Annotated in this window: 24 protein-coding genes; 11 read left to right on the top strand and 13 right to left on the bottom strand. The window is 65.4% G+C overall.

What is annotated here, in order from left to right:
* Positions 1 to 31 precede the first annotated feature (31 nt).
* From QCE62_RS01115 to QCE62_RS01085, 7 genes are all read left to right on the top strand, one after another.
* Positions 32 to 865, top strand: coding sequence for an IclR family transcriptional regulator (locus QCE62_RS01115; protein ID WP_309913357.1), 834 nt, complete (start codon positions 32 to 34; stop codon positions 863 to 865).
* Between the two features lie 119 nt (positions 866 to 984).
* Entirely contained in the window at positions 985 to 2,193 is a 1,209-nt protein-coding gene (locus QCE62_RS01110) for a DUF3108 domain-containing protein (RefSeq protein ID WP_309913353.1), read from the top strand.
* A gap of 129 nt (positions 2,194 to 2,322) precedes the next feature.
* Entirely contained in the window at positions 2,323 to 3,111 is a 789-nt protein-coding gene (locus tag QCE62_RS01105) for an alpha/beta fold hydrolase (protein ID WP_309913351.1), read from the top strand.
* Between the two features lie 133 nt (positions 3,112 to 3,244).
* Entirely contained in the window at positions 3,245 to 3,502 is a 258-nt protein-coding gene (locus QCE62_RS01100; RefSeq protein WP_309807037.1) for a DUF3567 domain-containing protein, read from the top strand.
* Between the two features lie 234 nt (positions 3,503 to 3,736).
* Complete coding sequence (locus QCE62_RS01095; RefSeq protein WP_309913349.1) at positions 3,737 to 4,795, top strand: homocysteine S-methyltransferase family protein; 1,059 nt, start codon at positions 3,737 to 3,739, stop codon at positions 4,793 to 4,795.
* Between the two features lie 28 nt (positions 4,796 to 4,823).
* Positions 4,824 to 7,541 carry a methionine synthase gene (metH, locus tag QCE62_RS01090; protein ID WP_309913347.1) on the top strand — a complete coding sequence of 906 codons (2,718 nt, stop codon included), beginning with the start codon at positions 4,824 to 4,826 and terminating at the stop codon, positions 7,539 to 7,541.
* Positions 7,542 to 7,739: 198 nt separating this feature from the next.
* Positions 7,740 to 7,928, top strand: a complete 189-nt coding sequence (locus QCE62_RS01085; RefSeq protein ID WP_309913344.1) for a hypothetical protein — start codon at positions 7,740 to 7,742, stop codon at positions 7,926 to 7,928.
* 137 nt (positions 7,929 to 8,065) lie between these two features.
* On the opposite strand, the gene QCE62_RS01080 is transcribed toward QCE62_RS01085, so the two are convergent.
* The gene (locus QCE62_RS01080; RefSeq protein WP_309913342.1) at positions 8,066 to 8,392 is read right to left on the bottom strand and encodes a DUF1840 domain-containing protein; all 327 of its coding nucleotides are present in this window, start codon (positions 8,390 to 8,392) and stop codon (positions 8,066 to 8,068) included.
* A gap of 314 nt (positions 8,393 to 8,706) precedes the next feature.
* Here QCE62_RS01080 and argS point away from each other — a divergent pair, with 314 nt between their 5' ends.
* The 4 genes from argS to QCE62_RS01060 all read left to right on the top strand — a co-directional run bounded on the left by argS (position 8,707) and on the right by QCE62_RS01060 (position 13,028).
* Positions 8,707 to 10,491, top strand: a complete 1,785-nt coding sequence (gene argS, locus QCE62_RS01075; RefSeq protein ID WP_309913339.1) for an arginine--tRNA ligase — start codon at positions 8,707 to 8,709, stop codon at positions 10,489 to 10,491.
* 141 nt (positions 10,492 to 10,632) lie between these two features.
* On the top strand, positions 10,633 to 11,394 hold the full coding sequence (locus tag QCE62_RS01070; protein ID WP_309913336.1) for an SPOR domain-containing protein: 762 nt from the start codon (positions 10,633 to 10,635) through the stop codon (positions 11,392 to 11,394).
* Positions 11,395 to 11,572: 178 nt separating this feature from the next.
* A complete protein-coding gene (locus QCE62_RS01065) occupies positions 11,573 to 12,220 on the top strand; it encodes a thiol:disulfide interchange protein DsbA/DsbL (RefSeq protein WP_309913334.1) in 648 nt (215 codons plus the stop codon).
* Positions 12,221 to 12,242: 22 nt separating this feature from the next.
* Complete coding sequence (locus QCE62_RS01060) at positions 12,243 to 13,028, top strand: SDR family oxidoreductase (RefSeq protein WP_309913331.1); 786 nt, start codon at positions 12,243 to 12,245, stop codon at positions 13,026 to 13,028.
* Positions 13,029 to 13,082: 54 nt separating this feature from the next.
* Here QCE62_RS01060 and QCE62_RS01055 read toward each other — a convergent pair whose 3' ends face one another.
* The 12 genes from QCE62_RS01055 to motB all read right to left on the bottom strand — a co-directional run bounded on the left by QCE62_RS01055 (position 13,083) and on the right by motB (position 25,669).
* Positions 13,083 to 14,387: a DUF3443 domain-containing protein gene (locus QCE62_RS01055; RefSeq protein ID WP_309913328.1), complete on the bottom strand. Its 1,305-nt coding sequence runs from the start codon at positions 14,385 to 14,387 to the stop codon at positions 13,083 to 13,085.
* An 18-nt stretch (positions 14,388 to 14,405) separates the two neighbouring features.
* Complete coding sequence (locus QCE62_RS01050; RefSeq protein WP_309913325.1) at positions 14,406 to 14,927, bottom strand: DUF2844 domain-containing protein; 522 nt, start codon at positions 14,925 to 14,927, stop codon at positions 14,406 to 14,408.
* Between the two features lie 249 nt (positions 14,928 to 15,176).
* Positions 15,177 to 15,869 (bottom strand): protein phosphatase CheZ, encoded by a 693-nt coding sequence (cheZ, locus tag QCE62_RS01045; protein WP_309811318.1) that lies wholly within the window; start codon positions 15,867 to 15,869, stop codon positions 15,177 to 15,179.
* A gap of 23 nt (positions 15,870 to 15,892) precedes the next feature.
* Entirely contained in the window at positions 15,893 to 16,288 is a 396-nt protein-coding gene (gene cheY / locus QCE62_RS01040) for a chemotaxis response regulator CheY (RefSeq protein WP_309913322.1), read from the bottom strand.
* Positions 16,289 to 16,338: 50 nt separating this feature from the next.
* On the bottom strand, positions 16,339 to 17,460 hold the full coding sequence (locus QCE62_RS01035; protein WP_309913319.1) for a chemotaxis response regulator protein-glutamate methylesterase: 1,122 nt from the start codon (positions 17,458 to 17,460) through the stop codon (positions 16,339 to 16,341).
* Positions 17,457 to 18,209, bottom strand: a complete 753-nt coding sequence (cheD, locus tag QCE62_RS01030) for a chemoreceptor glutamine deamidase CheD (protein ID WP_309913316.1) — start codon at positions 18,207 to 18,209, stop codon at positions 17,457 to 17,459. The genes QCE62_RS01035 and cheD overlap by 4 nt, the downstream gene beginning before the upstream one ends.
* On the bottom strand, positions 18,206 to 19,132 hold the full coding sequence (locus tag QCE62_RS01025) for a CheR family methyltransferase (protein ID WP_309913313.1): 927 nt from the start codon (positions 19,130 to 19,132) through the stop codon (positions 18,206 to 18,208). Before QCE62_RS01025 ends, cheD begins: the two co-directional genes overlap by 4 nt.
* A gap of 201 nt (positions 19,133 to 19,333) precedes the next feature.
* Positions 19,334 to 21,205 (bottom strand): methyl-accepting chemotaxis protein, encoded by a 1,872-nt coding sequence (locus tag QCE62_RS01020; protein WP_309913311.1) that lies wholly within the window; start codon positions 21,203 to 21,205, stop codon positions 19,334 to 19,336.
* Between the two features lie 29 nt (positions 21,206 to 21,234).
* The gene (gene cheW / locus QCE62_RS01015; protein WP_404987344.1) at positions 21,235 to 21,717 is read right to left on the bottom strand and encodes a chemotaxis protein CheW; all 483 of its coding nucleotides are present in this window, start codon (positions 21,715 to 21,717) and stop codon (positions 21,235 to 21,237) included.
* A gap of 78 nt (positions 21,718 to 21,795) precedes the next feature.
* Entirely contained in the window at positions 21,796 to 24,102 is a 2,307-nt protein-coding gene (cheA, locus tag QCE62_RS01010; RefSeq protein ID WP_309913305.1) for a chemotaxis protein CheA, read from the bottom strand.
* A 75-nt stretch (positions 24,103 to 24,177) separates the two neighbouring features.
* Positions 24,178 to 24,555 (bottom strand): response regulator, encoded by a 378-nt coding sequence (locus tag QCE62_RS01005; protein ID WP_309913303.1) that lies wholly within the window; start codon positions 24,553 to 24,555, stop codon positions 24,178 to 24,180.
* Between the two features lie 115 nt (positions 24,556 to 24,670).
* Entirely contained in the window at positions 24,671 to 25,669 is a 999-nt protein-coding gene (motB, locus tag QCE62_RS01000) for a flagellar motor protein MotB (RefSeq protein ID WP_309807018.1), read from the bottom strand.
* Between the last annotated feature and the right edge of the window lie 20 nt (positions 25,670 to 25,689).

Below are 25,689 nucleotides of genomic sequence, written 5' to 3'. Positions count from 1 at the left end.
CAACGCCGCGCTTTCCCTGCGTTTGTTATTCATGCCATCGACCCGCTCCGCCGCGCCCGACGACGACGACACGCTCGACGTCAGCGATCCCGACACCGCCGAAGAGAAGACGCGCTCCGGCATTCAGTCGATCGAGGTGGGCTTCCGTCTGCTCGACGTGCTCACCAACGAACCCCGCGCGATGATGCTGCGCGATCTCGCGCAGCGCGCCGGCATGAGTCCGGCGAAGGCGCATCGCTATCTCGTGAGTTTCGTGCGGCTGGGCGTGGCGTCGCAGGATCCGGTGTCGGGGCGCTACGAACTTGGCGGCTTCGCGCTGCAAATGGGTCTGGCGCGGCTCGCGCGCGTGGACGGCGTGCGGCTCGCGCGGATCGCGCTCGCGGAACTGCGCGACCGGCTGGATCAGACGGTCGGCATCGCGGTGTGGGGCAATCAGGGGCCGACGGTCGTGCACTGGATGGAATCGAGCCATCCGGCGAAAGCGTCGCTCAAGCTCGGCGACGTGATGCCGCTGCTGTCGTCCGCCACCGGCCTGCTGTTCGCCGCGTACCTGCCGCGCAGCAAGACGCAGCCGATGCTCGAGCGCGAACTCGCCGCAACGAAGCAGCGCCTCGCCGATGTCGAGCCGCTGCTGGCCCAGGTGCGTGAGCACGGCGCGGCGCGCGTCGAAGGCATGCTGCTGCCGACCATCCACGCGTTCTGCACGCCGGTGTTCGACGCCACCGGCGAACTCGCGCTGGGCCTCATCGCGCTGGGGCACGAAGGCGCTTTCGACACGCACTGGGGCGGTGAAATCGATACCGCGCTGCGCGACTGCGCCCGCAGTCTGTCGTACGAACTGGGGTACAAGGAAGGCGAACGCTGAGTGCGCTTACGGCACGGGCGCAGGAACATCGGTTCCGTCGCGCGTGTCGTAGTCCTTTCGCGTTTCTTGTTGCGTTGACTGTGCGCTGACTGTCATACGCGCGCCTTACCCTTCGCCCGATGCCATTCTTTCCGTTCCGCCGCCCTCGCCCGAACGCCGGCGAGCCGTCCGATGCCGCCCCGCAGTCCGCCGCGCCGCGCCGCTGGGGACGCTGGGCGCTGGCCGTGCTGATCGTCGCGGGACTGCACTGGAGCGCGGTGCGATGGTTCGAGCGGAACCGGCAGCCCGAGAATCCGCCGCCGGAGACGCCGCCGGTGCAGATCGAATTGCTCACGCCGAAACCGGTTGCGCCGGCGCCTGCGCCCAAGCCCGCACCCGTTCCGAAGCCCGTCGCCCCCGCGCCGAAGCCCGCGCCCGCCGCGCCACCTGCCGCACCGATCCTGAGCGCGGCGACACCGCAACCCGATGCGCCCGCCGCTGCATCGGGCGTGGCGGCCTCGGCGCCGGCCGCCGCGTCGGGTCCCGCGCAACCGGCGGCGCCCGCGCCGGCATCGGCCTCGCAGTCAGCACAAGCCGCGCAGGCCCCCGCCTCGGGCGACACGTTCAACGTTCCGCCCAGCGGCGAGCTGCGCTATGACACGCTTGTGAACGGCATGATGAATCAGACCGGCACGATCCACTGGACCCACGACGGTCCGCATTACGAGATGGTCGTGTCGATTCCGCTGCCTTTCGTCGGTCCGTATGTGTATTCGAGCAAAGGCCATATCGATGGCTTCGGCATCGCGCCGGAGCAGTACTCCGAGCAGCGCGGCCGCCGCGCCGCCGACGTCGCCATTTTCAATCGCGAAACGAAGCAGATCGTCTACACCAAAACGCCGCAAGCGCAGCCGCTCGCCGACGGCGCGCAGGACCGTTTCAGCGTCGTCATGCAGTTGTCGAGCCTCGTGCGCGGCGCGCCGGACCGGTACAAGCCGGGCGTGACCCGGCAATTCAGCGTCGCGGACAACGACAGCAGCGAGATCTGGTCCATCGAAACCGTCGGTGACGAAACCGTGCAGACCCGCGGCGGTTTCACCAACGCCCGCCATTTCACCCGCCTGCCGCGCAAGGAAGGCGACCGCCGCAAGCTCGACATCTGGCTCGCGCCGTCGATTGGCTGGCTACCCGTGCGGATTCTGCAAACCGAGCCGAACGGCATGCAGCTGGAACTGCTATGGGCCGGCAAGCTCGCGGCGCCCGCCGCCCCGGATCAAGGCAGCGGTGCGGGCACGCCGGATGCGTCAGAGGAATCCGCGCCGGACGCCCGGGATGCGGCCAAGCCGTAACGCCGACGTAACGTTCGCGGTTCGGGGGCCGTAACACGCCGTGACATCGACACTCCGCGCGCAGGCATCGAACGCAGCAAAGCGCAGTCTTTCGACAACATCGCAAACCGCAGTCTTGACGGAGCCGATATGCAGTTGACCATCAATCGCATCGACACCCGCTATGTTCTCGACAACGAAGGAGGCGGCCCATGGATCGTCTTCATTCATCAACTGGCGGGCGATCTGTCCGTGTGGGATCAGATGGCCGGATATTTCCGCAACGATTTCACCGTGCTGCGCTATGACCTGCGCGGCCACGGCAAAACCACGGCATCGCCCGACAGCTTCACCATCGACGATCTCGCCGACGACCTGGCCGAGCTGCTCGACCGGCTCGGCGCGCCGTCGGCGCATGTAGTGGGACTGTCGATCGGCGGAATGGTGGCGCAGAAGCTGGCCATCCGTCACCCGGACAAGGTCGCCACGCTGACCGTGGCCGGCGCCCCCGCCTTCATTCCCGACGACGCCCGCCCCGTCTTCGCGCAACGGGCAGCGTCCGTGCGCGAAAACGGCACCGCGAGTATCGTGGAAGCGACGCTCGAGCGCTGGCTCACGCCCGGGTTTCGGAAAGCCCATCCTGAAGTCGTCGAGCCGATCGCGGAAACCATTGCGCGTACGCCAGCCGAGGGTTTCGCACGGGCCGCCGAGGCGGTCAGCGGTTTCGACGCCCGCGAGGGATTATCATCCGTAGCGAAACGAACATTGGTTATCGCGGGTTCAGGCGATGTTGGCACGACACCTGCTGCTTCCAGAGTGATCGCGGACACGATCCCGGACGCGCAATTCGAAACACTCGACGCCGCGCACCTCACGCCAGTCGAGGAATCGCAACGTTTCAGCGCGCTTCTAGGAAATTTCCTACGCGATTCCGCGTGATTCTTACCGTAGCTGCTGCAAAAGAACGCCTCGATACCACGGCATCACATCGGGGCCACCCCTTGAATTCCCACTCTCTCGCTCCACTTAAGGTTCAGGCTGCAGGAGCAATCAAGGAATAAGGAGTGTCGCCATGCAAATGATCTACAACAGCCCCAATTATTGCGTCGTCGAGTTTCCGCCGCAGGACAATCACCTCGCGATGCGCGCCGGCGGTTACGAGATCGTCGACAAAAACACGCAGCGCGAGATCTTCATCGACGGCGCGCTCGCCGCCAAGTTTCGCGAGACCGTGCAGAAGCTGATCGAGGAAGAACCGTCGCTCGAGGACGTGGACGAATTCCTTGGCCAGTTCGACATGTTGATGAACCAGCCCGTCGTGCTTCACTGATGCGCCGTTCGCGCGTGCCGGCATCGCGCCGGCCGCGCCCGCCGCCGCACGGTCATGCGGCTCCGGCGACACTCGCCTCCCCGAAGACCCCGCCCGCAACACGCAACCGGCGGGGTTCTTTTTTTGCCGACAATGCCCCGGCCTGCCCCGCCAGGCGCGCGGCGCGCCGGGGCGGCCGCCCCGCGCTGCCGCTACAATGTCAGGCTCTCCCCATTGGTGCAGGCCTCGTCCGTCATGACCCAGAACGCCATTCCAACCACCGCGCGCGCCTACACGCGCGGCGCAGTGCTGCCCGAACTGCTGCAGAAGCGCATCCTGATCCTGGACGGCGCGATGGGCACGATGATCCAGCGCTACAAGCTCGACGAAGCCGCCTATCGCGGCGAGCGCTTCAAGGACTACGACCGCGACATCAAGGGCAACAACGAGTTGCTGTCGCTCACGCAGCCGCAGGTGATCCGCGAGATTCACGAGCAGTATCTGGCGGCGGGCGCGGACATCATCGAGACGAACACCTTCGGCGCGACGAGCGTCGCGCAGGCCGACTACGGCATGGAAAAGCTGGCCGCCGAGATGAACGTCGAATCGGCGAAGCTTGCGCGCGAAGCCTGCAACCGTTACTCGACGCCGGACAAGCCGCGCTTCGTCGCGGGCGCGATCGGACCGACGCCCAAGACCGCAAGCATCTCGCCGGACGTGAACGATCCCGGCGCCCGCAACGTCACCTTCGACGAACTGCGCGACGCGTACTACGAACAGGCCAAGGCGCTGCTCGACGCGGGCTGCGACCTGTTCCTGGTCGAAACCATCTTCGACACGCTGAACGCCAAGGCCGCGCTGTTCGCGCTGGACCAGCTGTTCGACGACACCGGCGAGCTGCTGCCCGTCATGATCTCGGGCACCGTCACCGACGCCTCGGGCCGCATCCTGTCCGGCCAGACGGTCGAGGCCTTCTGGAATTCGCTGCGTCATGCGAAGCCGCTGACCTTCGGCCTGAACTGCGCGCTCGGCGCGGCGTTGATGCGGCCGTATATCGCCGAGCTCTCGAAGCTGTGCGATACCTATGTGTCCTGCTATCCGAACGCCGGCCTGCCGAATCCGATGAGCGACACCGGCTTCGACGAAACCCCGGACGTGACGTCCGGCCTGCTGAAGGAGTTCGCTTCCGCCGGCCTCGTGAACCTCGCGGGCGGCTGTTGCGGCACGACGCCGGAACACATCGCCGAGATCGCGAAGGCGCTCGCCGACGTGAAGCCGCGCGCGTTCCCGTCGCAGTATCGCGACGCAGCCTGACACCGAAACTCATACGACCCCGCACACCATGACCGATCACACGATGCGTCTTTCCGGCCTCGAGCCGTTCAACGTCAACGAGGGTTCGCTCTTCATCAACGTCGGCGAGCGCACCAACGTGACCGGCTCGAAGGCGTTCGCGCGCATGATCCTGAACGGCCAGTTCGACGAGGCGCTGGCCGTCGCGCGCCAGCAGGTGGAAAACGGCGCGCAGGTCATCGACATCAACATGGACGAGGCGATGCTCGATTCGAAAGCCGCCATGGTGCGCTTCCTGAATCTGATCGCGTCGGAGCCCGACATCGCGCGCGTGCCGATCATGATCGACTCGTCGAAGTGGGAGGTGATCGAGGCGGGCCTCAAGTGCGTGCAGGGCAAGGCCATCGTCAATTCCATCTCGCTCAAGGAAGGCAAGGAGCAGTTTCTGCGTCACGCGAAGCTGATCCGCCGCTACGGCGCGGCGTCGGTCGTGATGGCCTTCGACGAGCACGGCCAGGCCGACACCTTCCAGCGCAAGACCGAGATCTGCAAGCGCTCGTACGACATCCTGGTGAACGAAGCGGGCTTCGAGCCGGAAGACATCATCTTCGATCCGAACATCTTCGCCATCGCGACCGGCATCGAGGAGCACAACAACTACGCGGTCGATTTCATCAACGCGACGCGCTGGATCAAGCAGAACCTGCCGTATGCGAAGGTGAGCGGCGGGGTGTCGAACGTGTCGTTCTCGTTCCGCGGCAACGATCCGGTGCGCGAGGCGATCCACACGGTGTTCCTGTATCACGCCATCCAGGCGGGCATGGACATGGGCATCGTCAACGCGGGCCAGCTGGGCGTGTATGCCGATCTCGACGCCGAACTGCGCGACCGCGTGGAAGACGTGGTGCTGAACCGCCGCGAAGACGGCACCGACCGGCTGCTCGAAATCGCCGACAAGTTCAAGACCGGCGCGGCGAAGAAGGAAGAGAACCTCGAGTGGCGCAACCAGCCGGTCGAGGCGCGGTTGTCGCACGCGCTGGTGCACGGCATCACGAATTTCATCGTCGAGGATACGGAAGAAGTCCGGCAGAAGATCGACGCCGCCGGCGGCCGCCCGATCAACGTGATCGAAGGGCCGCTGATGGACGGCATGAACATCGTCGGCGACCTGTTCGGCCAGGGCAAGATGTTCCTGCCGCAAGTGGTGAAGTCGGCGCGCGTGATGAAGCAGGCCGTCGCGCATCTGATTCCGTTCATCGAGGAAGAGAAGCAGCGGCTCGCCGAAGCCGGCGCCGACGTGCGCTCGAAGGGCAAGATCGTCATCGCGACCGTGAAGGGCGACGTGCACGACATCGGCAAGAACATCGTTTCCGTCGTGCTCCAGTGCAACAACTTCGAAGTGGTCAACATGGGCGTGATGGTGCCCTGCGCGACCATCCTGCAGAAGGCCAAGGAAGAAGGCGCGGACATCATCGGGTTGTCGGGGCTGATCACGCCGAGTCTCGAGGAAATGGCCTATGTCGCCGCCGAAATGCAGCGCGACGACTATTTCCGCGGCAAGCAGACGCCGCTTCTGATCGGCGGCGCAACGACGTCGCGCGTGCACACCGCCGTGAAGATCGCGCCGCATTACGAAGGCCCGGTGGTATATGTGCCGGACGCGTCGCGCTCGGTGTCGGTGGCGTCGAGCTTGTTGTCGGACGAAGGCGCGGCGAAGTATCTCGACGATTTGAAGAGCGACTACGACCGCATCCGCACCCAGCACGCGAACAAGAAAGCGCAGCCGATGGTCACCTACGACGAAGCGCGCGCCAACCGCACGAAGATTGACTGGAGCGCGTACACGCCGAAGAAGCCGAGCTTCATCGGCCGCCGCGTGATTCGCAATTACGACCTCGCCGAGCTGGCGAACTATATCGACTGGGGTCCGTTCTTCCAGACCTGGGACCTCGCGGGTCCGTATCCGGCGATCCTGAACGACGAGATCGTCGGCGAGTCGGCGCGGCGCGTGTTCTCCGACGGCAAGTCGATGCTCTCGCGCCTCATCCAGGGCCGCTGGCTGACGGCGAACGGCGTGATTTCGCTGCTGCCCGCGAACACGGTGAACGACGACGACATCGAGATCTACACCGACGAATCCCGCACGCAGGTCGCGATGACCTGGCGCAACCTGCGCCAGCAGAGCGTGCGTCCGGTGGTGGACGGCGTGATGCGTCCGAACCGCTCGCTTGCCGACTTCATCGCGCCGAAGGATTCGGGCGTGAAGGACTACATCGGCCTGTTCGCGGTGACGGCGGGCCTGGGCGTCGACAAAAAGGAACGACAGTTCGAGGCGGATCATGACGACTACAGCGCGATCATGCTGAAGGCGCTCGCCGACCGCTTCGCCGAAGCCTTCGCCGAAGCGCTGCACGCGCGCGTGCGGCGTGAACTGTGGGGCTATGCGCAGAACGAGGCGCTCGACAACGACGCGCTGATCGCCGAGAAGTATGTCGGCATCCGGCCGGCGCCGGGCTATCCGGCGTGCCCGGATCACCTCGTCAAGCGCGCCATGTTCGACGTGCTGCAGGCGGACGAGATCGGCATGGAGCTGACCGAATCGCTGGCGATGACGCCTGCCGCCAGCGTGTCCGGGTTCTATCTGGCGCATCCGGACAGCACGTATTTTTCGGTCGGCAAGATCGGCGACGATCAGCTGGCGAGCTATGCACAGCGCATGAACATGCCGTTGACCGAAGCCGAGCGGGCGCTCGCGCCGCAGCGCTGAACTAGCGTCCAGCCGCGCGGCTGACCAGTCGGACTTGCACGCAACGTGTGGCGAAAAACCATACGCGCGGCGTTATAAAGGGAAAAAGGCGCGAAAAAGCGGCAGGCTATCGGCGGGAAATTTTGTCTTTCCGTAGACTGTCGCTGCGATACGCCGTCACGACGACGGACACGCATACTTCGTCTCGGAGAAAGTCGCATGAAAAAGCTGACGTCCGCCGCCACCCTAGCGATCGCAGCCGCCGTTCTCGCGTCGAGTCCGGTTGCCTTCGCGCAGCCTGCCAGCAGCACGACCGCATCTTCGTATTCGCCGCCGCAGACCGAGCACAAGAAGAAGCCCAAGAAGCCGAGGAAGCCCAAGTCGGCGACCAACGGGCAGTCGCAGTAAGCCGGCATCGACGCGACGATAACCGTTCGACGCAGCAGAAGCACCCGTTGGAAAAAACCCGCATCGTTCATCACGCGATGCGGGTTTTTCGCTTTCAGCGCATGAACAAGCGCTGAGTCAAACGCTGATAAGCGCGTTCAGACGCCCCAGAGAATATCTTTGCCGTCCTTCTGCGCGAGCCGCATCATGTCGAGGAACGGATACGCACGTTGCGCCAGTCCGATGGGAATTTCATGCGGCTCGTGGCCTTCCTCGCCTTCATGAAAGTGGCCGTCGTGCTCGGCGCGTTCTTTCCTGTCGCTGCTGACGGCGGCTTCGAGCTTCTCGATGGCCGAGGGCAAGTCCTCGTGCGTGATGACGCCGCGCTCCGTGAGCTGTTTCCCGATGATGCCGAGCAGGTATTCCGCCAGGTTCTCCAGCATCATGACGTCCGGTGCGGCGGGTGATTTGAATGTGATCAGCATGGCATGGTCCTTTGCTTTATGTTGGGTTATAGGCGGTTTGCAAGAAGGCGGTTTGCAAGCAGCGCGCCGATGAGCCGGTCTCCCTGACAACGTGACAACACCCTGATTCGACATATTAGCACCTGCTAAAATCCCCACTTCATCGGGTTAAAACCGGGCCAACTGCCGCTCCGCGCGTGACCGAAGGTTGCGCTGAGCGATGAACATGGCAAGCGGCGCCGCCCGCATCACGGATCGCGAACGCGCGGTTCGCCCGCGGTTCATTGTCACGACGCCGCACCCTTCCGGACCCGCTCCACTGGATCACTTTCAGCATGCTGCCCGCACACAAACACACTCTCGAAACGCTCCTCACCGACGCGGTCAAGCAGGTCGCGCAAGCCACCCAGGGCGCCAGCGAAGCGGCCTTCGTCGCGCCGGCCATCGTGCTCGAACGGCCGAAGGTCGCCGCGCACGGCGACGTCGCCTCGAACGTCGCGATGCAGCTCGCCAAGCCGTTGCGCGCCAATCCGCGCCAGCTTGCGCAGCAGATCGTCGATGCCTTGCTCGGCGCCGAGCTGGCCCAAGGGCTGGTCGAGAGCGCGGAAGTCGCGGGTCCCGGCTTCATCAATCTGCGTCTTGCCGCGACGGCGAAGCAAGCCGTGATCCCGGCCGTGCTGGATGAAGCCGCCGCCTATGGCCGCTCCACCCGCGACGCCGGCCGGCGCGTGCTGATCGAGTTCGTTTCGGCGAATCCCACCGGGCCGCTGCACGTCGGCCATGGCCGTCAGGCGGCGCTCGGCGACGCGCTCTCCAACCTGCTCGGCACGCAGGGTTACGACGTGCACCGCGAGTTCTACTACAACGACGCGGGCGTGCAGATCAACAATCTCGCCATCTCCACGCAGCTGCGCGCGCGCGGCCTCAAGCCGGGCGACGCGGAATGGCCAGACGCAGCCTACAACGGCGAGTACATCGCCGACATCGCGCGCGACTATCTGGCGGGCGAAACCGTCGCGGCGAAGGACGGCGATCCGGTGAAGGGCAAGGGCGACGTCGAAGACCTCGAAGCCATCCGTCACTTCGCGGTCGCGTATCTGCGTCACGAGCAGGACATGGATCTGACCGCGTTCGGCGTGAAGTTCGACCAGTTCTATCTGGAGTCGTCGCTGTACAAGGAAGGGCGCGTCGAGCAGACGGTCGCGGCGCTCATCGACGCCGGCAAGACCTACGAGCAGGACGGCGCGCTGTGGCTGCGCACCACCGACGACGGCGACGACAAGGACCGCGTCATGAAGAAGTCCGACGGCACCTATACGTACTTCGTGCCGGACGTCGCCTATCACGTGACCAAGTGGCAGCGCGGGTTCACGAAGGTCATCAACGTGCAGGGCTCGGACCATCACGGCACCATCGCGCGCGTGCGCGCGGGTCTGCAGGGACTGGGCGTCGGCATTCCGAAGGGCTATCCCGACTACGTGCTGCACAAGATGGTGACCGTCATGCGCGACGGCGAGGAAGTGAAGATCTCCAAGCGCGCGGGCAGCTATGTGACGGTGCGCGACCTGATCGAATGGTCCGGCGGTCTCGCGCCGGGCCACGAGACCGCGCCGGACCAGATCGACGAAGCCACGATCCGGCGCGGCCGCGACGCCGTGCGCTTCTTCCTGATCTCGCGCAAGGCAGACACCGAGTTCGTCTTCGACATCGATCTCGCGCTCAAGCAGAACGACGAGAATCCGGTCTACTACGTGCAGTACGCGCACGCGCGCATCTGCACGATCCTCAACGACTGGAAGGAACGCTACGCCGGCGACCTGTCGCAAGCCGCGCAAGCCGATCTCTCGCCGCTGTCGAGCGACCGCGCCATGGCCCTGCTCAAGAAGCTCGCCGAGTACCCGGACATGCTCCAGCACGCGGCCCTCGAACTCGCGCCGCACGCGGTGGCCTTCTATCTGCGCGATCTCGCCGGCGAATTTCACTCGTTCTACAATGCGGAGCGCGTGCTCGTGGACGACGAGAAAGAACGCAGCGCGCGCATCGCGCTGCTGGCCGCCACCCGCCAGGTGCTCGAGAACGGTCTCGCGACGATCGGCGTCTCCGCTCCCCAAAAGATGTGATGTCTGCCGCCCCCGGCACCGCGCGCCCTGCGAAATCGGACTTTTCGGCGCGCGCGGACGGGAGGCTGGCGCGGATCGGTATTAAGCCACGGCTATAATCGTCGGCCAAACCAGAAGACTTTCTCGCAGGTGATCCAAACGATGGCAAAACCACGTCGCACGACCAGTCATTCCAAGCAGTCGAAGCAAACCGGGGGAACCTTCATCGGCATCGTGCTGGGGCTGATCGTCGGCCTGGCCATTGCTGTCATCGTCGCGCTGTACATCACCCGCGCGCCCACGCCGTTCGTCGCGAAGGTCGCGCCGCCGGCCTCGGACGCCAACTCCGCGCCCGCCGCTGCGCAGCCGTATGACCCGAACCGTCCGCTGCAAGGCAAGACGCCGGGCCAGCCGGTGCCGCAAGCCGCGCAGCCCACGCCGCCGAATACCGCGCCAGGCCAGACCAACAATCAGACGCAGTCGTCGGGCATGCTCGACGAACCGCAGATCGTCGAAGTGCCGCCCTCGGGCACGACCGATTCGAACCCGAAGGCCGCGAGCTCGGCCGCCGCGAAGAAGCCTGAGAACGCGCCGAACGCCACCAGCAACGCCGCCGCCACGCCGCCGAAGGGCGGTTCCGCACCGGCCACCGCCAAGACCACGCCGCCCGCGCCGGGCGACGTGAACACCGGCTACTTCCTGCAGGTCGGCGCGTACAAGACTCAGGCCGACGCCGAACAGCAGCGCGCGCGTCTTGGCTTCCAGGGTTTCGAATCGCGCGTCACGCAGCGCGATGCGGGCGGTGTGACGTACTATCGCGTGCGGATTGGTCCGTTCGCGAAGTTCGAGGACATGAACACGGCGCGCCAGCGTCTGTCCGATGCCGGCGTCGACACTGCGGTGATCCGTTTCTCGCGGCAGTAAGCATTGCATCGGGGTCGGGCGCCCGCGCCGTTGTTCATCCATGGCGTGGGCGAACGCGAGGATCGGCGGCGCCGGACTTCGCCCGAGCATGGTTTAAGCACGGCTTAAGCATCGTGTGTCCCACTTGAGGGCCTCTTTTTTTTAGCCTCCGCGACTCTTTTGCTTTCACTCTCCCATCATGAAAAAACTGTTTAGCGCGTTCGCCCTGTCCCTCGGCATTGCTGCCGCCTCGATGAGCGTCGCGAGTTCGGCCATGGCCGACCCCACCGCCGGCAAGGACTACTCCGTGCTGCAGGCGGCCCAGCCGGTCGGCGCACCCGCCGGCAAGGTGGAAGTCATCGAGTTCTTCTGGTACGGCTGCCCGCACTGCAACGAGTTCGAGCCGTATATCGAGGCATGGGAGAAGAAGCAAGGGCCGGACGTCGTGTTCAAGCGCGTGCCGGTGGCGTTCCGCGACGACTTCATCCCGCACTCGAAGATGTACCACGCGCTGGACGCACTGGGCGTCGCCGAGAAGGTCACGCCCGCCGTGTTCAACGAGATCCACGTGAAGAAGAACTACCTGCTGACGCCGCAGGCGCAGGCGGACTTCCTCGCCACGCAAGGCATCGACAAGAAGAAGTATCTGGACGCCTACAACTCGTTCTCGACGCAGAGCGCCATCCAGCGCGACAACAAGCTGTTGCAGGACTACAAGATCGACGGCGTGCCGACGGTCGTCGTGCAAGGCAAGTATGAAACCGGCCCGGCCATGACCAACAGCCTGCAAGGCACGACGCAGGTGATGGACTTCCTGGTCCAGCAAGTTCGCGACAAGAAGCTCTGATTCCCTCGTCAAGCACGCCGGTATGAATGCAGTTCGTCTGAAAGTCTTCATCACCGGCGCATCGAGCGGCATCGGCCAGGCGCTGGCCGAGCATTACGTGCGGCGCGGCGCCGTGGTCGGTCTGGTCGCCCGGCGCGCCGACTCCCTCGCGGCGTTCGCCGCCAGGTTCCCGCAAGCCTCCCTCTCGCTGTATCCCGTCGACGTGCGCGACGCCGCCGCGCTCGCCGATGCCGCACGCCGTTTCATCGACGAGCACGGCCCGGCGGACGTCGTCATCGCCAATGCCGGCGTGAGCCGCGGCGTACTGACCGGCGAAGGCGATCTCGACACCTTCCGCGCCGTGATGGACGTCAACTATTACGGCATGGTCGCGACCTTCGAGCCGTTCATCGCCTCGATGACGGCGGCGCGACACGGCACGCTCGTGGGCATTGCGAGCGTCGCGGGCGTGCGCGGACTGCCGGGCTCGGGCGCGTACAGCGCCTCCAAGGCCGCGGCGGCGAAGTATCTGGAGTCGCTGCGCGTGGAGATGCGCCCGCTCGGCGTGAGCGTCGTGACGATCGCGCCAGGCTACGTGCGCTCCGAAATGACCGCGCACAATCCCTATCCGATGCCCTTCCTCATGGATGCCGAGCGCTTCGCCGGGAAGGCTGCGCGGGCAATCGAGCGCGGCGTGCGTTATGCGACCTTCCCGTGGCAGATGCGCGTTGCCGGCATGCTGCTGCACGCGCTGCCGCGCTGGCTCTATGACAGGCTCTTCGAACGCGCGCCACGCAAGCCGCGCACGCCGCGTATCCACGAGTCATAAAAAAACCGGCTGCGCCCACACGCAGCCGGTTTCGCTTCAAGCGCGCGCCGGCAATCAGAACGCCACGAACGCCGCGCCGTTCGACACCTCATACCCCACATAGACGTGGCGGCCGAAGAAGAACGGCAGGCCGAAGTCGAACATGTTGGTCAGACCCAATTGGCCGCCGAGGCTGTCGAACGCGTACTTCGAGCCATCCGCCGTCAGCGTGCGCGCGCTGACGAGCTGGAACGGCACGATCGCGGCATTGCCTTCGCTGCCGGCGATCTTCGCCGACAGCGATTGCTCCGAACCCGGACAGTAGAACGCGTTGTCATTCGAGCACAACGTGTAGGTGTCCGGGAAGAAGTTGCCGTTCGATCCGGAATCGAAGAAGGTCGCGAGGGTGTTGCCCTTGTAGATGCCGGTCAGGTTGCCGTACTGGTCGGTACCGTACTTCGTCACGCCCGTGAGCGCATTGTTGCTTTGCGTCCCTATGCCGAATATCAGCACGCCGGTCGCGCTGGTTGCGCCGCCGTCGGGCACTGGCGGCAACTGCACGATCACGCCGTTGTTGTCGGCCGCGAACCGGGTGACGGGATTGGTTACCTGCTGCGCCACCGGCACCGTGGTGCCCGTGCAGTTCGCGCCGTTGCTGCACGAGTAGTACATCTGGTTGAGCGCCGACGTCGTGCACAGGCTGCCGCAATCCGCCGCCTGCGGCCCGACGCCGAGAATGCCGTTCGCGCCGATCTGATCCGTCGAGTTCTCGTCGTTGCCGGACGGGCAGCCGTTGTCGCCCGTCGGCGCGCTCGATGCGCTGAGGTCGCCGATGATCTGCACCGGCACGTTCGACGCCACTTCGGAGCCGATCTTCACGTCGGCCGTGCGGACCGTGCCCCAGGTATAGCCGTCCGCGAAGCCCGCGCATTCCGCGAGCTGGCCGCCATTCGCCGCGGCCACGCCAGGCAGGCTCGTGATGACCGACTGCGCGGCTGAGCCGAGCAGACGCAAGCCATACGATGCGGTATCCACCTGGATGTTGTTGATCGTCTGGCACACCGTGGTGCCGGGTGCGCAGACGGTGACCGAGACATTCGGAATGTTGACGAAGCCAGCCACGCCCGAATTGACGTTGATCGGCACGGCGTTGGTGCCGTTGGGCTGGATGGGCTGGGCCGTCGCCGTGCTGGTGGGGGTGCTGCCGCCGCCCGATCCGCCGCCTCCGGACGAGCCACCGTTGTTCGAGCTGGAGTTGTTGTCGCTGCCGCCGCCGCAGGCTGCCAGCATGATCGAAAGGAACAACGCGCTCATCCAGCGGACGAAGCCGCCGGCGCGTTGCAGGTTGAGGGCGGGAAAGCCGAGTGTCGTGCGCTGCATGCCGGTATCTCCCGTCGTCTACTGGATGTCGCTGGCGTTGACGCCGGCGGGCAAGGATTGCGGCAGATACGCACGGCCCTGGAAGGCGCCCATGTGGCCGCCGGACTCCACGACCAGACCGCTGCCTTGCACGCTCACCGGCCCCCGGCCGCCGCGCGCGGCGCGTTGTGCCTTCAGGCCTTGCTGGTACTGGGGAAAGTAGCTGCCGAGCAGCGAGACGAGGTCGGGCATGCGCGGCCCTTTCCAGGCGATGCCGAACACCACATCTTGCGCCGTCAGATATTCGTCGATCGTGGTGCCGCTCGGGAGCAACGTGGACCGCACGGTGTAACCGGCTGATGAACTCGAAGATGCGCCGCTCGCGGTGGCCGCGCGCGCGACCACCTGCGCGGTGGGAGACGTGGCGCCTTGCGGCTTGGGCATCGGCGCGCCGCCGAGTACGGCATAGGCGGGTGCGGCTGTCCATACGCACAGCGCGCCGACCGCGCCAGCCAACACCTTCGTCAGACGCCCATGACGGGTTTGTTTCGATGCCTTCACTGGGCCTCCTGTCGGATTTTCCGGCCTGCCGCCCTCTCAGAAGCGACTGGCCTTGTGACAATAGAGTGACTGATGCGCCACTGTTTTTTCACGCCCAAACTTGCGACGTGACTACCGTCAGTATGCCAGCCGGGAGGAACAGGCCTAGCGTTCGCGGACGCGCACAATAAAAAACGCGGAGCGCAATGACATGCGCTCCGCGTTATCGCAAGGACCGGGCCTGTCGGACCGACGCCCCGCAAAAGACCGTCAGAAGCCGAGGCTGGCCAGCAGATCGTCCACTTGCGACTGATCCTGCACGACGTCGCTGCGCCCTTCCGGGTTGATCTGCGGCCCGTTGAGGAGCCCTTCCGGACTGCCGCTCGCCGACGACATCAATGCCGCCGCCGATGCCGCGAACTGCTCGCGGCGCTCGGGCGCGATGTTTTCGAGCAGCACGCCCAGCAATTGTTGCTCGATCAGATACACGACGTCCGTGATCTTCTTGATCACCTGACCGGTGAGATCCTGGAAATCCTGCGCGAGCATGATTTCCAGCAATTGCGCGTTGGTTGCCTGCGTGCGTTCCGGCACGCTCTGCAGGAACGTGCGGGTTTCCGCGAGCAGCGCGCCCGCTTCGGCCTGGGCGAGCGGCGCCTCGTACCAGCGAGCCCAGCGCGCGTCGAGCGCCTGGGCTTCGCCCTGCATCGCTTCCTGCATCGGCTTGGCGAGCTCGATGGCGTTGAGCGCGCGCTCGGCGGCCTGTTCGGTCATCGTCGCGACGTACTTGAGGCGGTCGCGCGCGTCGGGCACGGCCTGCGCCGCGGCTTCGACCTGCTTGTCGAGACCGAGCTCGCGCATCGAGTCGCGCAGTGTGCGCGTCAGCTGGCCGATGCGCGCGAGAATGCGGTCGCTCGACGCGTCGCCCTCGGCTTCGGCCGCGGAGGCGACCGCGGCGGCCAGTTCAGTGGTCAGATCGTTCACGATCAGCTCCCCGCTTTAGCCATCTTCTCGAGAATCTTGGTCAGCTTCTCGTCGAGCGTCGCGGCGGTGAAGGGCTTCACCACATAACCGTTCGCGCCGGCCTGGGCCGCCGCGATGATGTTCTCCTTCTTCGACTCGGCGGTGACCATCAGCACCGGCAGATGCGCGAGCGCCGCGTCGGCGCGGATCTGCTGCAGCATCGCCAGGCCGTCGAGGTTCGGCATGTTCCAGTCGGTGATCACGAAGTCGAAGCCGCCGCCGCGCAGACGCGCAAGACCGGCCGCGCCGTCTTCGGCTTCATCGACGTTCCCGTAACCCAGCTCCTTGAGCAGGTTACGCACGATACGGCGCATCGTCGGAAAATCGTCGACGACGAGGATCTTCATGTTCTTGTCCATCATTACTCCCGTGTGTTCTCAATGCGGCTGCGCCGCTCAATCCAAAAAACTCAGACGCGCTGCACGCGTTCGCCCATCGAGGCGAGCCGCGCCATGACGCGGCGGCTCATTTCCGTCAGCGGCGCGACTTCGCTCGCGCCACCCATTGCAATTGCTTCGCGCGGCATGCCGAACACCACGCAACTCGCTTCGTCCTGTGCCAGCGTGTACGCGCCCGCCTGCTGCATCTCGAGCAGACCGGCGGCGCCGTCGCGGCCCATGCCGGTCAGGATCACGCCGATCGCGTTCTTGCCCGCGTGCTGCGCCGCCGAATGGAACAGCACGTCGACCGATGGCCGGTGCCGGTTCACCGGCGGCGCATCCGAGAGATGCGCGACGTAGTTCGCGCCGCTGCGCGCAAGCACGAGGTGCGCATGACCCGGTGCGATGTACGCATGGCCCGGCAACACGCGCTCGCCGTGTTCCGCTTCCTTCACGGTGATGCGGCAAAGGCCGTTCAGACGCTGCGCGAACGACTTCGTGAAACCCGGCGGCATGTGCTGCGCGATCATGACCGCGGGCGCGTCGGGCGGCAGCGGCGTCAGCACTTCGCGGATCGCCTCGGTGCCGCCCGTCGAGGCGCCGACGATCACGAGCTTTTCCGTCGAGACGAGCGGATTGTTGAAATGCGGCGCCGGCTTGTGCGGGCTCGCCTGCGCCGGCGCGCTCGCCGGATGCGCGTGCTGCCTGACGCGTGCCCGCGACGCGGCGCGGATCTTGTCGGCGAGTTTCTCGGCATAGTCGAGCATGCCGTCGCGAATGCCGACCTTCGGCTTCGTGACGAAATCGACCGCGCCGAGTTCGAGTGCGCGCAGCGTGATCTCGTTGCCGCGCTCCGTCAGCGACGACACCATCACGACCGGCATCGGCCGCAGGCGCATCAGCTTCTCGAGGAAATCGAGACCGTCCATGCGCGGCATTTCGACGTCGAGCGTCAGCACGTCCGGGTTATGCAGCTTGATGAGTTCGCGCGCGACGAGCGGGTCCGGCGCGGTTGCGCACACCTGCATGTCGGGTTGCGAATTGATGATCTCGGTCATCAGGCTGCGCACGAGCGCGGAGTCATCGACGCACAGCACCTTGATCTTCGGCGCAGCGGATGTTTTTGCGGGGATCGCGTGATTCAGGCTCATGCTTCCTCCGGCGTTTTCGCGCCGCGCAGGCTGCGGGCCGCATTGCCGAACAGTTCCACGCGCGGCTTCGCGAGCGTGCTTGCCGAAGTGGTAAAGAGTTCGACGCGCGGTTTGGCAGCACTGGCATTCGACTGGAACAGTTCGACACGGGCACGCGCCCGGGCGAGCCGTTCGGCGCGCTCTTCCGGCGTGCGCTGCACCAGCGCCTGCTCGCGCTCGACCACGACGGGGTCGTGCTGCGTCTTCAGTTTCTTGACCATGACCTGACCCGAACGCGGCATGAACGCGACCTTGCGCGGATGCATGCCCTGCAGGTCTTCCGCCACGATGCGGATCTTTTCCAGCGCGAGGTAGCGGCGCACGAACTCCGAGTTGCGGTCGCCAATGTTGATCGTGGTCATGCCCGCGAGCACCGCGCCGCCGCCGAACACCTTCGCCTCGAAACGCTCGCGCCGCCCGCCCCGCTTGATGAGTTCGTTGATGAGCACTTCCATCGCGTAGGCGCCGTAACGCATCGAATCGGAAGACGCATGCGATGCATCGGAACCGTCGTCGGGCAGCATGAAATGATTCATGCCGCCGATGCCCGCCGTGCGGTCGTTGATGCACGCCGCCACGCACGAGCCGAGCACGGTGACGAGGACCATGTCCTCGCTCGTCATGTAGAACTCGTTGGGCAGCAGCTTGACGCCCGGCTTCTTGAAGTGATTGTCGTAATAGAGATTCGACGCGATCGGCAGTCCGCTCATGCCGCCTCTCCCGCCAGCGCGCGTGCGCTCTTCGACGCCGTGCCCGGTTTGGCGTCGCGCGCCAGTTCGTACACGGTCTGGCCGCGCAGCCTGAAGGCCTGCGACACATACGTGAAGTTCTCCGAATGCCCCGCAAACAGCAGCGCACCCGGTTTCATCAAGGGCTCGAAGCGCGACAGCACCTGGCCTTGCGTCGGCTTGTCGAAGTAGATCATCACGTTGCGGCAGAAGATGACGTCGAACGGGCCTTTCACGTCGTAGCGCGCATCGGTCAGGTTCACGCGGCCGAAGTTCACCATCGCGCGCAGTTCGGGACGCACCTTCACGAGGCCCACATGCGAACCCGTGCCCTTCAGGAAGAAGCGCTTCAGGCGCTCGACCGGCATTGTCTTGACCTGGTCCAGCGAATACACGCCCGCATCTGCCTTGGCCAGCACCTGGCTGTCGATGTCGCTTGCGAACACCGTGCATTGGCGCGCTGCGTGTTCGCCCAGCGCTTCGACCAGCGTCATCGCGATCGAATACGGCTCCTCGCCGGTGGACGCCGCCGAGCACCACACCGAGAACGGCTGCGGCCGGCGCTTGACGAACTCGGACAGGATCGGAAAGTGATGCGACTCGCGGAAGAACGCGGTGAGGTTCGTGGTCAGCGCATTGACGAACGCTTCCCACTCGGCGTTGTCCTCGTGGGTTTCGAGGCGGTCGAGATAATGCTTGAAGGTGTCGATGCCGCACGCCCGCAGACGGCGCGCGAGACGGCTGTAGGCCATGTCGCGCTTGTGGTCCGAGAGCGAGATGCCCGCGCGCCGGTGAATCAGCTCGCGGATGCGGGCGAAGTCCGCCGCCGTGAATTCGAAATCGCGCTCGACTTCGCCGCGCACAGGGGCAGGCAAATCGAGGCGCGGGTTGCGCGTGGCCGTCATGATGATTCGTGCTTCCCCGGCATCGCTGCCGATGCCTGATGTGGCGTGTCCGTCGCGCTCGCAAACCGCGTGGCGTGCGAAGACCCTGCGCCCGCGCGACGTCCTGGCGTTCCGAAGAAACGCTGCTCGTCGATGGTGTCGCGCGCTGCCTGCATGGTCGTTCCGTTTCGCACTTGATTGAATGAAGGCTTGGATGAAGGCTTAGAAGGTTTCCCAGTCGCCGTCGTCGGCGGTCGTCGCCTTGACGCGCGGCGCGGGCATTGCTGCCGGTACGCTTTTGCGCGGCGCGGGAGCGGCCACTTTCTTCGCCGGTTCCTTCGCAGCTACCTTCGCAACTTCCTTGATAACGGCCGCTTCCGTCACGACGTTAGGCTCCGCCGCAACTTTCGCGGAGTGGGCCGGCTTCGACGGCTTGAACGCGGTCTTTGCAACAGCGGGCCGAGCCGGCGTCGGCTCGATGCGCGCAGCCGGCGTGAGCCGGGCGGCGGCCGTCGTGGCGCTGCCGCGCACGGGCGCGGCGCCCTCGACACGCCATTGCGCGACAACGCCCTTCAACTGACGCGTCTGCTCTTCGAGCGACGCGGCAGCAGCCGCCGCCTGCTCGACGAGCGCGGCGTTCTGCTGAGTCACGCTGTCCATCTGCGTGACGGCGCGGTTGACCTGCTCGATGCCGTCGGACTGTTCCTCCGACGCCGCGCTGATCTCGCCCATGATGTCGGTCACGCGGCGCACGGCCTGCACGATCTCGCCCATCGTGGCGCCGGCACGCGCCACGAGTTCCGTGCCGCTATCCACCTTGGCCGACGAGTCGCCGATCAGCGCCTTGATCTCCTTGGCCGCCGCCGCGCTGCGCTGCGCGAGCGAACGCACTTCGCCCGCGACCACCGCGAAACCGCGGCCTTCCTCGCCGGCGCGCGCCGCTTCCACGGCCGCGTTCAATGCAAGAATGTTGGTCTGGAACGCGATGCCCTCGATCACGCCGATGATGTCGACGACCTTGCTCGAACTTGACGCGATCGCATGCATGGTGTCGACGACCTGCTCGACCACCTCGCCGCCGCGCGATGCGATATCCGATGCATTCACCGCCAGCTGGCTCGCCTGGCGTGCGTTGTCGGCGTTCTGCTTCACCGTGCTGGTGAGCTGTTCCATGCTCGACGCCGTTTCCTGCAGCGATGCCGCCTGCTCTTCCGTGCGTTGTGAAAGATCCGTGTTGCCGCTCGCGATCTCGTGCGCGCCGACATCGATCGATTCCGCACCGCGATGCACCGCGCCCACCATCGTGGTCAGGTTGCCGCGCATGCGTTCGATGCCCGCGAACAGGCGGCCGATCTCATTGCCCTGGTCGCTGTGCGCGGTGTGCGTGAGGTCGCCGTTCGAGATGCGGTCGAAATGCTCGACCGCCTCGTTGATCGGCTTGACGATCAGGCTCGCCAGCGCCATGCGCGTGCCGATCAGCATCAGCACCGCCAGCGCAAGCACCGCGCCGATCGTCACGTTGAGCGCGGCGACATGCGACGCCGTGCTCGCACGCGCGCTTTCGGCATGATCCTGCTGCGCGGCGACGGCAGTCGTCACGGCCTGGTCGAAGGCGACGAACATCGGGCTGATCTTCGTGTCGGCGATCGCGTGATACGCGGCCATGTCCTTGGCGCGGATCGCGGCGAACTCCGGCTCCACGCCCGTCTTGAGCAGCGCGTCGTGCTGCGTGACGAGCGCGTCGAGAATGTCCTTCGGCAGCGTCGGCTTCGACGTGTCGAGATAGAGCTTCCAGTTCTCGTTGCTTTTGCCCAGCAGATACTGGCCGCGTTCGATTGCCTTCTGCGCTTCCGCATCGTTACCCGCTTCAGCGAGCGAACGCACGCGGTCGAGCGTGACGCGCGAGCGCAGCAGATACGACGAGGTTTCGGACAGCGCGCGCATCGCGGTCATGTCCTGCTGCGCGAGCGACGTGAGCGCGGAGTTCGCAGCGTTGAGACCGGTGAGCGCGAGCGCGCCGATCACCGCCGCGCAGCCGGCGAACAGGAGACCGACGAGCGTGAGCGTCGTGCGGATCGACAACTTCTTCAGCATGGCTTCGTTCCTGCTTGGCTAAGTGCGTTTCATGCGCCGACGGCGTCGATCAATTCCATCTCGCGGCTCGTCATGAGCTTCTCGATGTCCATCAGGATCAGCATGCGGCCTTCGACGGTGCCGAGGCCCGTCAGGTATTCGGTGGCCAGCGTGCCGCCGAATTCCGGCGCGGGCATCACCTGTTCTGCCGTGAGCGTGAGCACGTCGGAGACGCCGTCCACCACCATGCCCACCACGCGATGCGCGACGTTCAGGATGATCACGACGGTCTGGTTGTCGTAGTCGACCCGGCCGAGGTTGAACTTGATGCGCATGTCGACGATCGGCACGATGATGCCGCGCAGGTTGATCACGCCCTTGATGAAGGCGGGCGCGTTGGCGATGCGCGTGACGTTGTCGTAGCCGCGGATCTCCTGCACCTTGAGAATGTCGATGCCGTATTCCTCGGCGCCGAGCGTGAAGACGAGGAATTCCTGTCCGGCGGCTTCGGCCTGTTGCGCGTCGCGGCGCATGGCGCTCGACGGCGCTGCGTTGATCGATTGAATGTCTGCCACGAGAGCTCCCTGTGTCTTTCGTCTGGTCGGGTAGTGTTAATGTGCGTGCGCGCCGTGCTGGACGCGCGACTCGCGATTGAGCGCGGCCACGTCGACAATCAGCGCGACGCTGCCGTCGCCCAGGATGGTCGCCGCGGAAATGCCGTGCACCTTGCGGTAATTCGTTTCGAGGTTCTTGACCACCACCTGCTGCTGGCCGACGAGTTCGTCGATCAGCATCGCGAAGCGGCGTCCTTCCGTCTGCATGATGGTGACGATGCCCTGGGTCGGTTCGGTGCGCGCGCCTTCGACGTCGAACACACTGTGCAGCGCGACCAGCGGCAGGTATTCGCCGCGCACGCGCACCACGCGCTCGCCGTTGGCGACCGTGTAGATGTCCTCGGCCACCGGCTGCAGCGACTCCATCACGAAGTTGAGCGGCAGGATGAAGATCTCGTTGCCCACCTTGACCGACATGCCGTCGAGGATCGCGAGCGTGAGCGGCAGCACGATCTTCGTCGTCGTGCCCGCGCCCTGGCGCGAGCTGATCTCGACGTGACCGCCCATCGACTGGATGTTGCGCTTGACCACATCCATGCCGACGCCGCGGCCGGAGATGTCCGTCACCTGTTCGGCGGTCGAGAAGCCCGGCATGAAGATGAGTTGCCAGACTTCTTCGTCGCTCATCGATTCGGACACTTGCATGCCCTGCTTCTGCGCCTTCGCGAGAATCTTGTCGCGGCGCAGGCCGGCGCCGTCGTCGCTCACTTCGATCACGATATTGCCGCCGTGATGCGCCGCCGACAGCACGAGCTGGCCGGTCGCGGACTTGCCCGCCGCACGGCGCGCTTCCATGGTTTCGATGCCATGGTCGAGCGAGTTGCGCACGAGGTGCGTGAGCGGATCGATGATGCGTTCGATCAGGCTCTTGTCGAGTTCGGTCGCCTGACCGAACGTGACGAGTTCCACTTCCTTGCCGAGCTTGCCGGCAATGTCGCGCACGAGGCGCGGGAAGCGGCTGAATACGTAATCCATCGGCATCATGCGGATGGACATGACGGCCTCTTGCAGGTCGCGCGCGTTGCGCTCGAGCTGCGCCATGCCGTTGAACAGACGGTCGTGCAATGCGGGATCGAAGGTGCTGGTGGTTTCCGCGAGCATGGCCTGCGTAATCACGAGTTCGCCCACCAGGTTGATGAGCTGATCGACCTTTTCCACGCCGACGCGAATCGAGCTGCCTTCCGCCGATGCGGCGGCTTGCGGCCGCGCCTTTTTCTCGGCGTCGCCCGTTGCGGCCCTGGACGGCTGGGCGGCGGGCTGTCCCGCCGCCGTTGCCGCTTCTTGTGGTACTGCTTCGTGAGCGGCCACGGATGCAGGCGACGGTTCCGCCTGCGATTGCTTCTGCTCTTCCTGTAGCGTGGGTTGCACCGCGTACGGCGCGGCCGCTGCCGGCTGCGCCTCGATGGCTTGCGCCGCGCCGTCGCCCCGGCCGATCGTGATCTGCGTTTCATCGATCACGAAGCAGCACACGGCGACGATGTCGTCGGCGGGAACGTCCGAGTCGAGCCATACGACGTACTCGGCATCCGCCTTCTGTTCCCCGACGATGCTTCCCAGATTCCCCAACTCCTCGATCAGAGTCGTCAGGTCCTTCTCGCCCACCCCCCGTAGCGTAATTTTCAGGTGGGGTCCAACTTCCGCGCGCGGCGCGCCGGTGTGTCCCGGCGTCGCATCAGCGACGGTTCCTGCATGTGTGACGCCGTTGCTGCTGTCGGCGAGTTCGAACGCGCCGTCCCAGTTGCCGTCGTCTTCGAGAATGTCCATGGCCTGCGCCAGCACGTGCGCGGGCGGTGCGTTCGGCCCGTCGTACGCCGGCGCTGCGGCCTCGTTGTGCTCGGCGCCCGGCAACGCGGGCGGCTCGATGTGCGCTGCTACCGGCGCTACGGCCGCTACCGGCGCCACGCTGGTTTCCGCGCTCTCGTTCTTCAGGCGCTCGAGCTTCGCGCAGATCGCCGACGCCGCGGCGGCATCCGGCTCCTCGCTTGCGCGGTAGGCCGCGAGCTGATCGGAGAGCACGTCCTTGGTCGCCAGGAAGGTGTCGATCATGTCGCGGCGCAGAACGAGCTCGTTGTTACGCGCGCGATCCAGCAGCGATTCGAGGATGTGCGTGGTTTCGGTGAGCGCGGTGAAGCCGAAGGTCGCCGCGCCGCCCTTGATGGAATGAGCCGCGCGGAAAATCGCCGCGAGGTCTTCCGGATCCGGATTCGCGATGTCGAGAACGAGCAGCAGTTGCTCCATCTGCGCGAGCAGTTCATCGGCTTCGTCGAAGAACGTCTGATAGAACTGGGTAATGTCGAGTGTCATGCTTGAGTCACCGCTGGAATGCTGTTCAATCGGCGCCGTGCTGCGCGCGTTTCAATGCTGTTTGTTGCGACGTTTTCAGTGCTGCGCGTCATCCGAGAGCGCGGCGACCAGTTCGGTCAGCAAGTCCGGATCGAGCGGCTTCTCGATCCAGCCCGTCGCGCCCGCGCTGCGCGCCGCGTTCTTGAACGGTTCGCCGTCTTCGGTCGTGAGCACCAGGATCGGCGTCGCACGGTACGCGTGGTTCGCGCGTAGGGCCATGATGAGATCGAGCCCGCTCTTGCCCGGCATGTGATGGTCGGTCAGCACGAGATCGAAGCGTTCGGCGAGCGCGCATTCCAACCCTTCGTCGCCGTCGGACGCGACCGTCACTGCGTAGCCGGCCACCGCCAGCGTCGCCGAGATGATTTGCCGCATCGCGGCCGAGTCATCGATTGCCAGAATGTTCTTGATCATGTTTGTCTCTTGCCGTTGCCGTGTTGACGGTCGAAACGGGTCCGGTCTTGAGGCTGTTTTTGAGGCTGCTTTTTGAGGCTGTTCTTTGAGGCCGCTTTGTCACGGGCTCATGCGCTCAATGCGCCGCGCTTCTCGCCGCGATGCCTGGAATCAGTTGCCCGAGCGTCGCCGGCGCTCCGTTCGCGTCCGTGCCGTTGTCGAGCGTCGCGCCCGCGCCGCCGTCGTCGCGCAGCATCGCCAGTTCCGTCTTGCGATTGAGCACGATGACGCTGATGCGCCGGTTCTCCGGATCGAACGGATCCTTCTTGTTCAGGTTTTGCGTGGACGCGAGACCCAGCACGCGCATCACCTTGACTTCGTCCATGCCGCCCGCGACCAGCTCGCGACGCGATGCGTTCGCGCGATCCGCCGACAGCTCCCAGTTGCTGTAGCCCTTCTCGCCGCCGGCGTATTTCACGGCGTCGGTGTGGCCCTGCACGACGATGCGGTTCGGCACGTCGTTCAGCGTCCGGCCGATCTCGCGCAGGATGTCGCGCATGTAGGGCTGCACGGCGTTGCTGGAGAGCGCGAACATCGGGCGCTTCTGCGTATCGACGATCTCGATGCGCAAGCCCTGCTGCGTCGCTTCGATGCGGATCTGCTGCTTGAACTGGCGCAAGGTCGGATTGGCCTCGATGGCGGCCATCAGCTTGACCTGCAGATCGTGCAGGCGCGCCTGCTCGCGGCGTTCGAGCTCGCCCTGCGCGGCCTTGAGGAGTTCTTCGTCGGTCGTGGATGACGCGCGCTGCGCGAGCCGCGTGCTGCCTTCCGAGCGGCGCGCGGCGCCCGGCTCTTCGCTGGAGATGTCGCGGCCGCCGCCCATCAGGATGCTGTTGTCCATGCCGACGGTCTTGCCGCCGACCATCGCCGCCTTGAGCGGCATGTTGAAGTATTCGGCGATGCCGCGGCGCTGCACGGGCGAGGTCGAGGAGAGCAGCCACATGAGCAGGAAGAACGCCATCATCGCGGTCATGAAGTCCGCATAGGCGAGTTTCCAGGCGCCGCCGTGATGACCCTTGGCACCCTTGCCGACGACGCGCTTGATGAAGATGGGACGTTCGCTGTCGTTGCTCATGGCTGTGTCCTGACCGAGGA

It is taken from the genome of Caballeronia sp. LZ033, assembly GCF_031451265.1.
Taxonomy (GTDB): Bacteria; Pseudomonadota; Gammaproteobacteria; order Burkholderiales; family Burkholderiaceae; genus Caballeronia.
The sequence above is the reverse complement of the archived record's forward strand: the minus strand, read 5'-3'. Positions and strand labels throughout refer to the sequence as shown.

What these genes read in the sequence shown, in the direction of transcription:
- QCE62_RS01035 (WP_309913319.1), bottom strand. Translation starts at nt 17,460, where the DNA reads ATGAGCCTGAATCACGCGATCCCCGCAAAAACATCCGCTGCGCCGAAG.
- QCE62_RS01025 (WP_309913313.1), bottom strand. Translation starts at nt 19,132, where the DNA reads ATGACGGCCACGCGCAACCCGCGCCTCGATTTGCCTGCCCCTGTGCGC.
- QCE62_RS01065 (WP_309913334.1), top strand. Translation starts at nt 11,573, where the DNA reads ATGAAAAAACTGTTTAGCGCGTTCGCCCTGTCCCTCGGCATTGCTGCC.
- QCE62_RS01115 (WP_309913357.1), top strand. Translation starts at nt 32, where the DNA reads ATGCCATCGACCCGCTCCGCCGCGCCCGACGACGACGACACGCTCGAC.
- QCE62_RS01055 (WP_309913328.1), bottom strand. Translation starts at nt 14,387, where the DNA reads ATGCAGCGCACGACACTCGGCTTTCCCGCCCTCAACCTGCAACGCGCC.
- QCE62_RS01080 (WP_309913342.1), bottom strand. Translation starts at nt 8,392, where the DNA reads ATGCTGATCACATTCAAATCACCCGCCGCACCGGACGTCATGATGCTG.
- QCE62_RS01110 (WP_309913353.1), top strand. Translation starts at nt 985, where the DNA reads ATGCCATTCTTTCCGTTCCGCCGCCCTCGCCCGAACGCCGGCGAGCCG.
- QCE62_RS01105 (WP_309913351.1), top strand. Translation starts at nt 2,323, where the DNA reads ATGCAGTTGACCATCAATCGCATCGACACCCGCTATGTTCTCGACAAC.
- cheY (WP_309913322.1), bottom strand. Translation starts at nt 16,288, where the DNA reads ATGGACAAGAACATGAAGATCCTCGTCGTCGACGATTTTCCGACGATG.
- metH (WP_309913347.1), top strand. Translation starts at nt 4,824, where the DNA reads ATGACCGATCACACGATGCGTCTTTCCGGCCTCGAGCCGTTCAACGTC.
- QCE62_RS01095 (WP_309913349.1), top strand. Translation starts at nt 3,737, where the DNA reads ATGACCCAGAACGCCATTCCAACCACCGCGCGCGCCTACACGCGCGGC.
- QCE62_RS01005 (WP_309913303.1), bottom strand. Translation starts at nt 24,555, where the DNA reads ATGATCAAGAACATTCTGGCAATCGATGACTCGGCCGCGATGCGGCAA.
- QCE62_RS01070 (WP_309913336.1), top strand. Translation starts at nt 10,633, where the DNA reads ATGGCAAAACCACGTCGCACGACCAGTCATTCCAAGCAGTCGAAGCAA.
- QCE62_RS01085 (WP_309913344.1), top strand. Translation starts at nt 7,740, where the DNA reads ATGAAAAAGCTGACGTCCGCCGCCACCCTAGCGATCGCAGCCGCCGTT.
- cheA (WP_309913305.1), bottom strand. Translation starts at nt 24,102, where the DNA reads ATGACACTCGACATTACCCAGTTCTATCAGACGTTCTTCGACGAAGCC.
- motB (WP_309807018.1), bottom strand. Translation starts at nt 25,669, where the DNA reads ATGAGCAACGACAGCGAACGTCCCATCTTCATCAAGCGCGTCGTCGGC.
- cheD (WP_309913316.1), bottom strand. Translation starts at nt 18,209, where the DNA reads ATGAGCGGACTGCCGATCGCGTCGAATCTCTATTACGACAATCACTTC.
- QCE62_RS01020 (WP_309913311.1), bottom strand. Translation starts at nt 21,205, where the DNA reads ATGCTGAAGAAGTTGTCGATCCGCACGACGCTCACGCTCGTCGGTCTC.
- argS (WP_309913339.1), top strand. Translation starts at nt 8,707, where the DNA reads ATGCTGCCCGCACACAAACACACTCTCGAAACGCTCCTCACCGACGCG.
- QCE62_RS01060 (WP_309913331.1), top strand. Translation starts at nt 12,243, where the DNA reads ATGAATGCAGTTCGTCTGAAAGTCTTCATCACCGGCGCATCGAGCGGC.
- cheW (WP_404987344.1), bottom strand. Translation starts at nt 21,717, where the DNA reads ATGCGCCGCGACGCGCAACAGGCCGAAGCCGCCGGACAGGAATTCCTC.
- QCE62_RS01100 (WP_309807037.1), top strand. Translation starts at nt 3,245, where the DNA reads ATGCAAATGATCTACAACAGCCCCAATTATTGCGTCGTCGAGTTTCCG.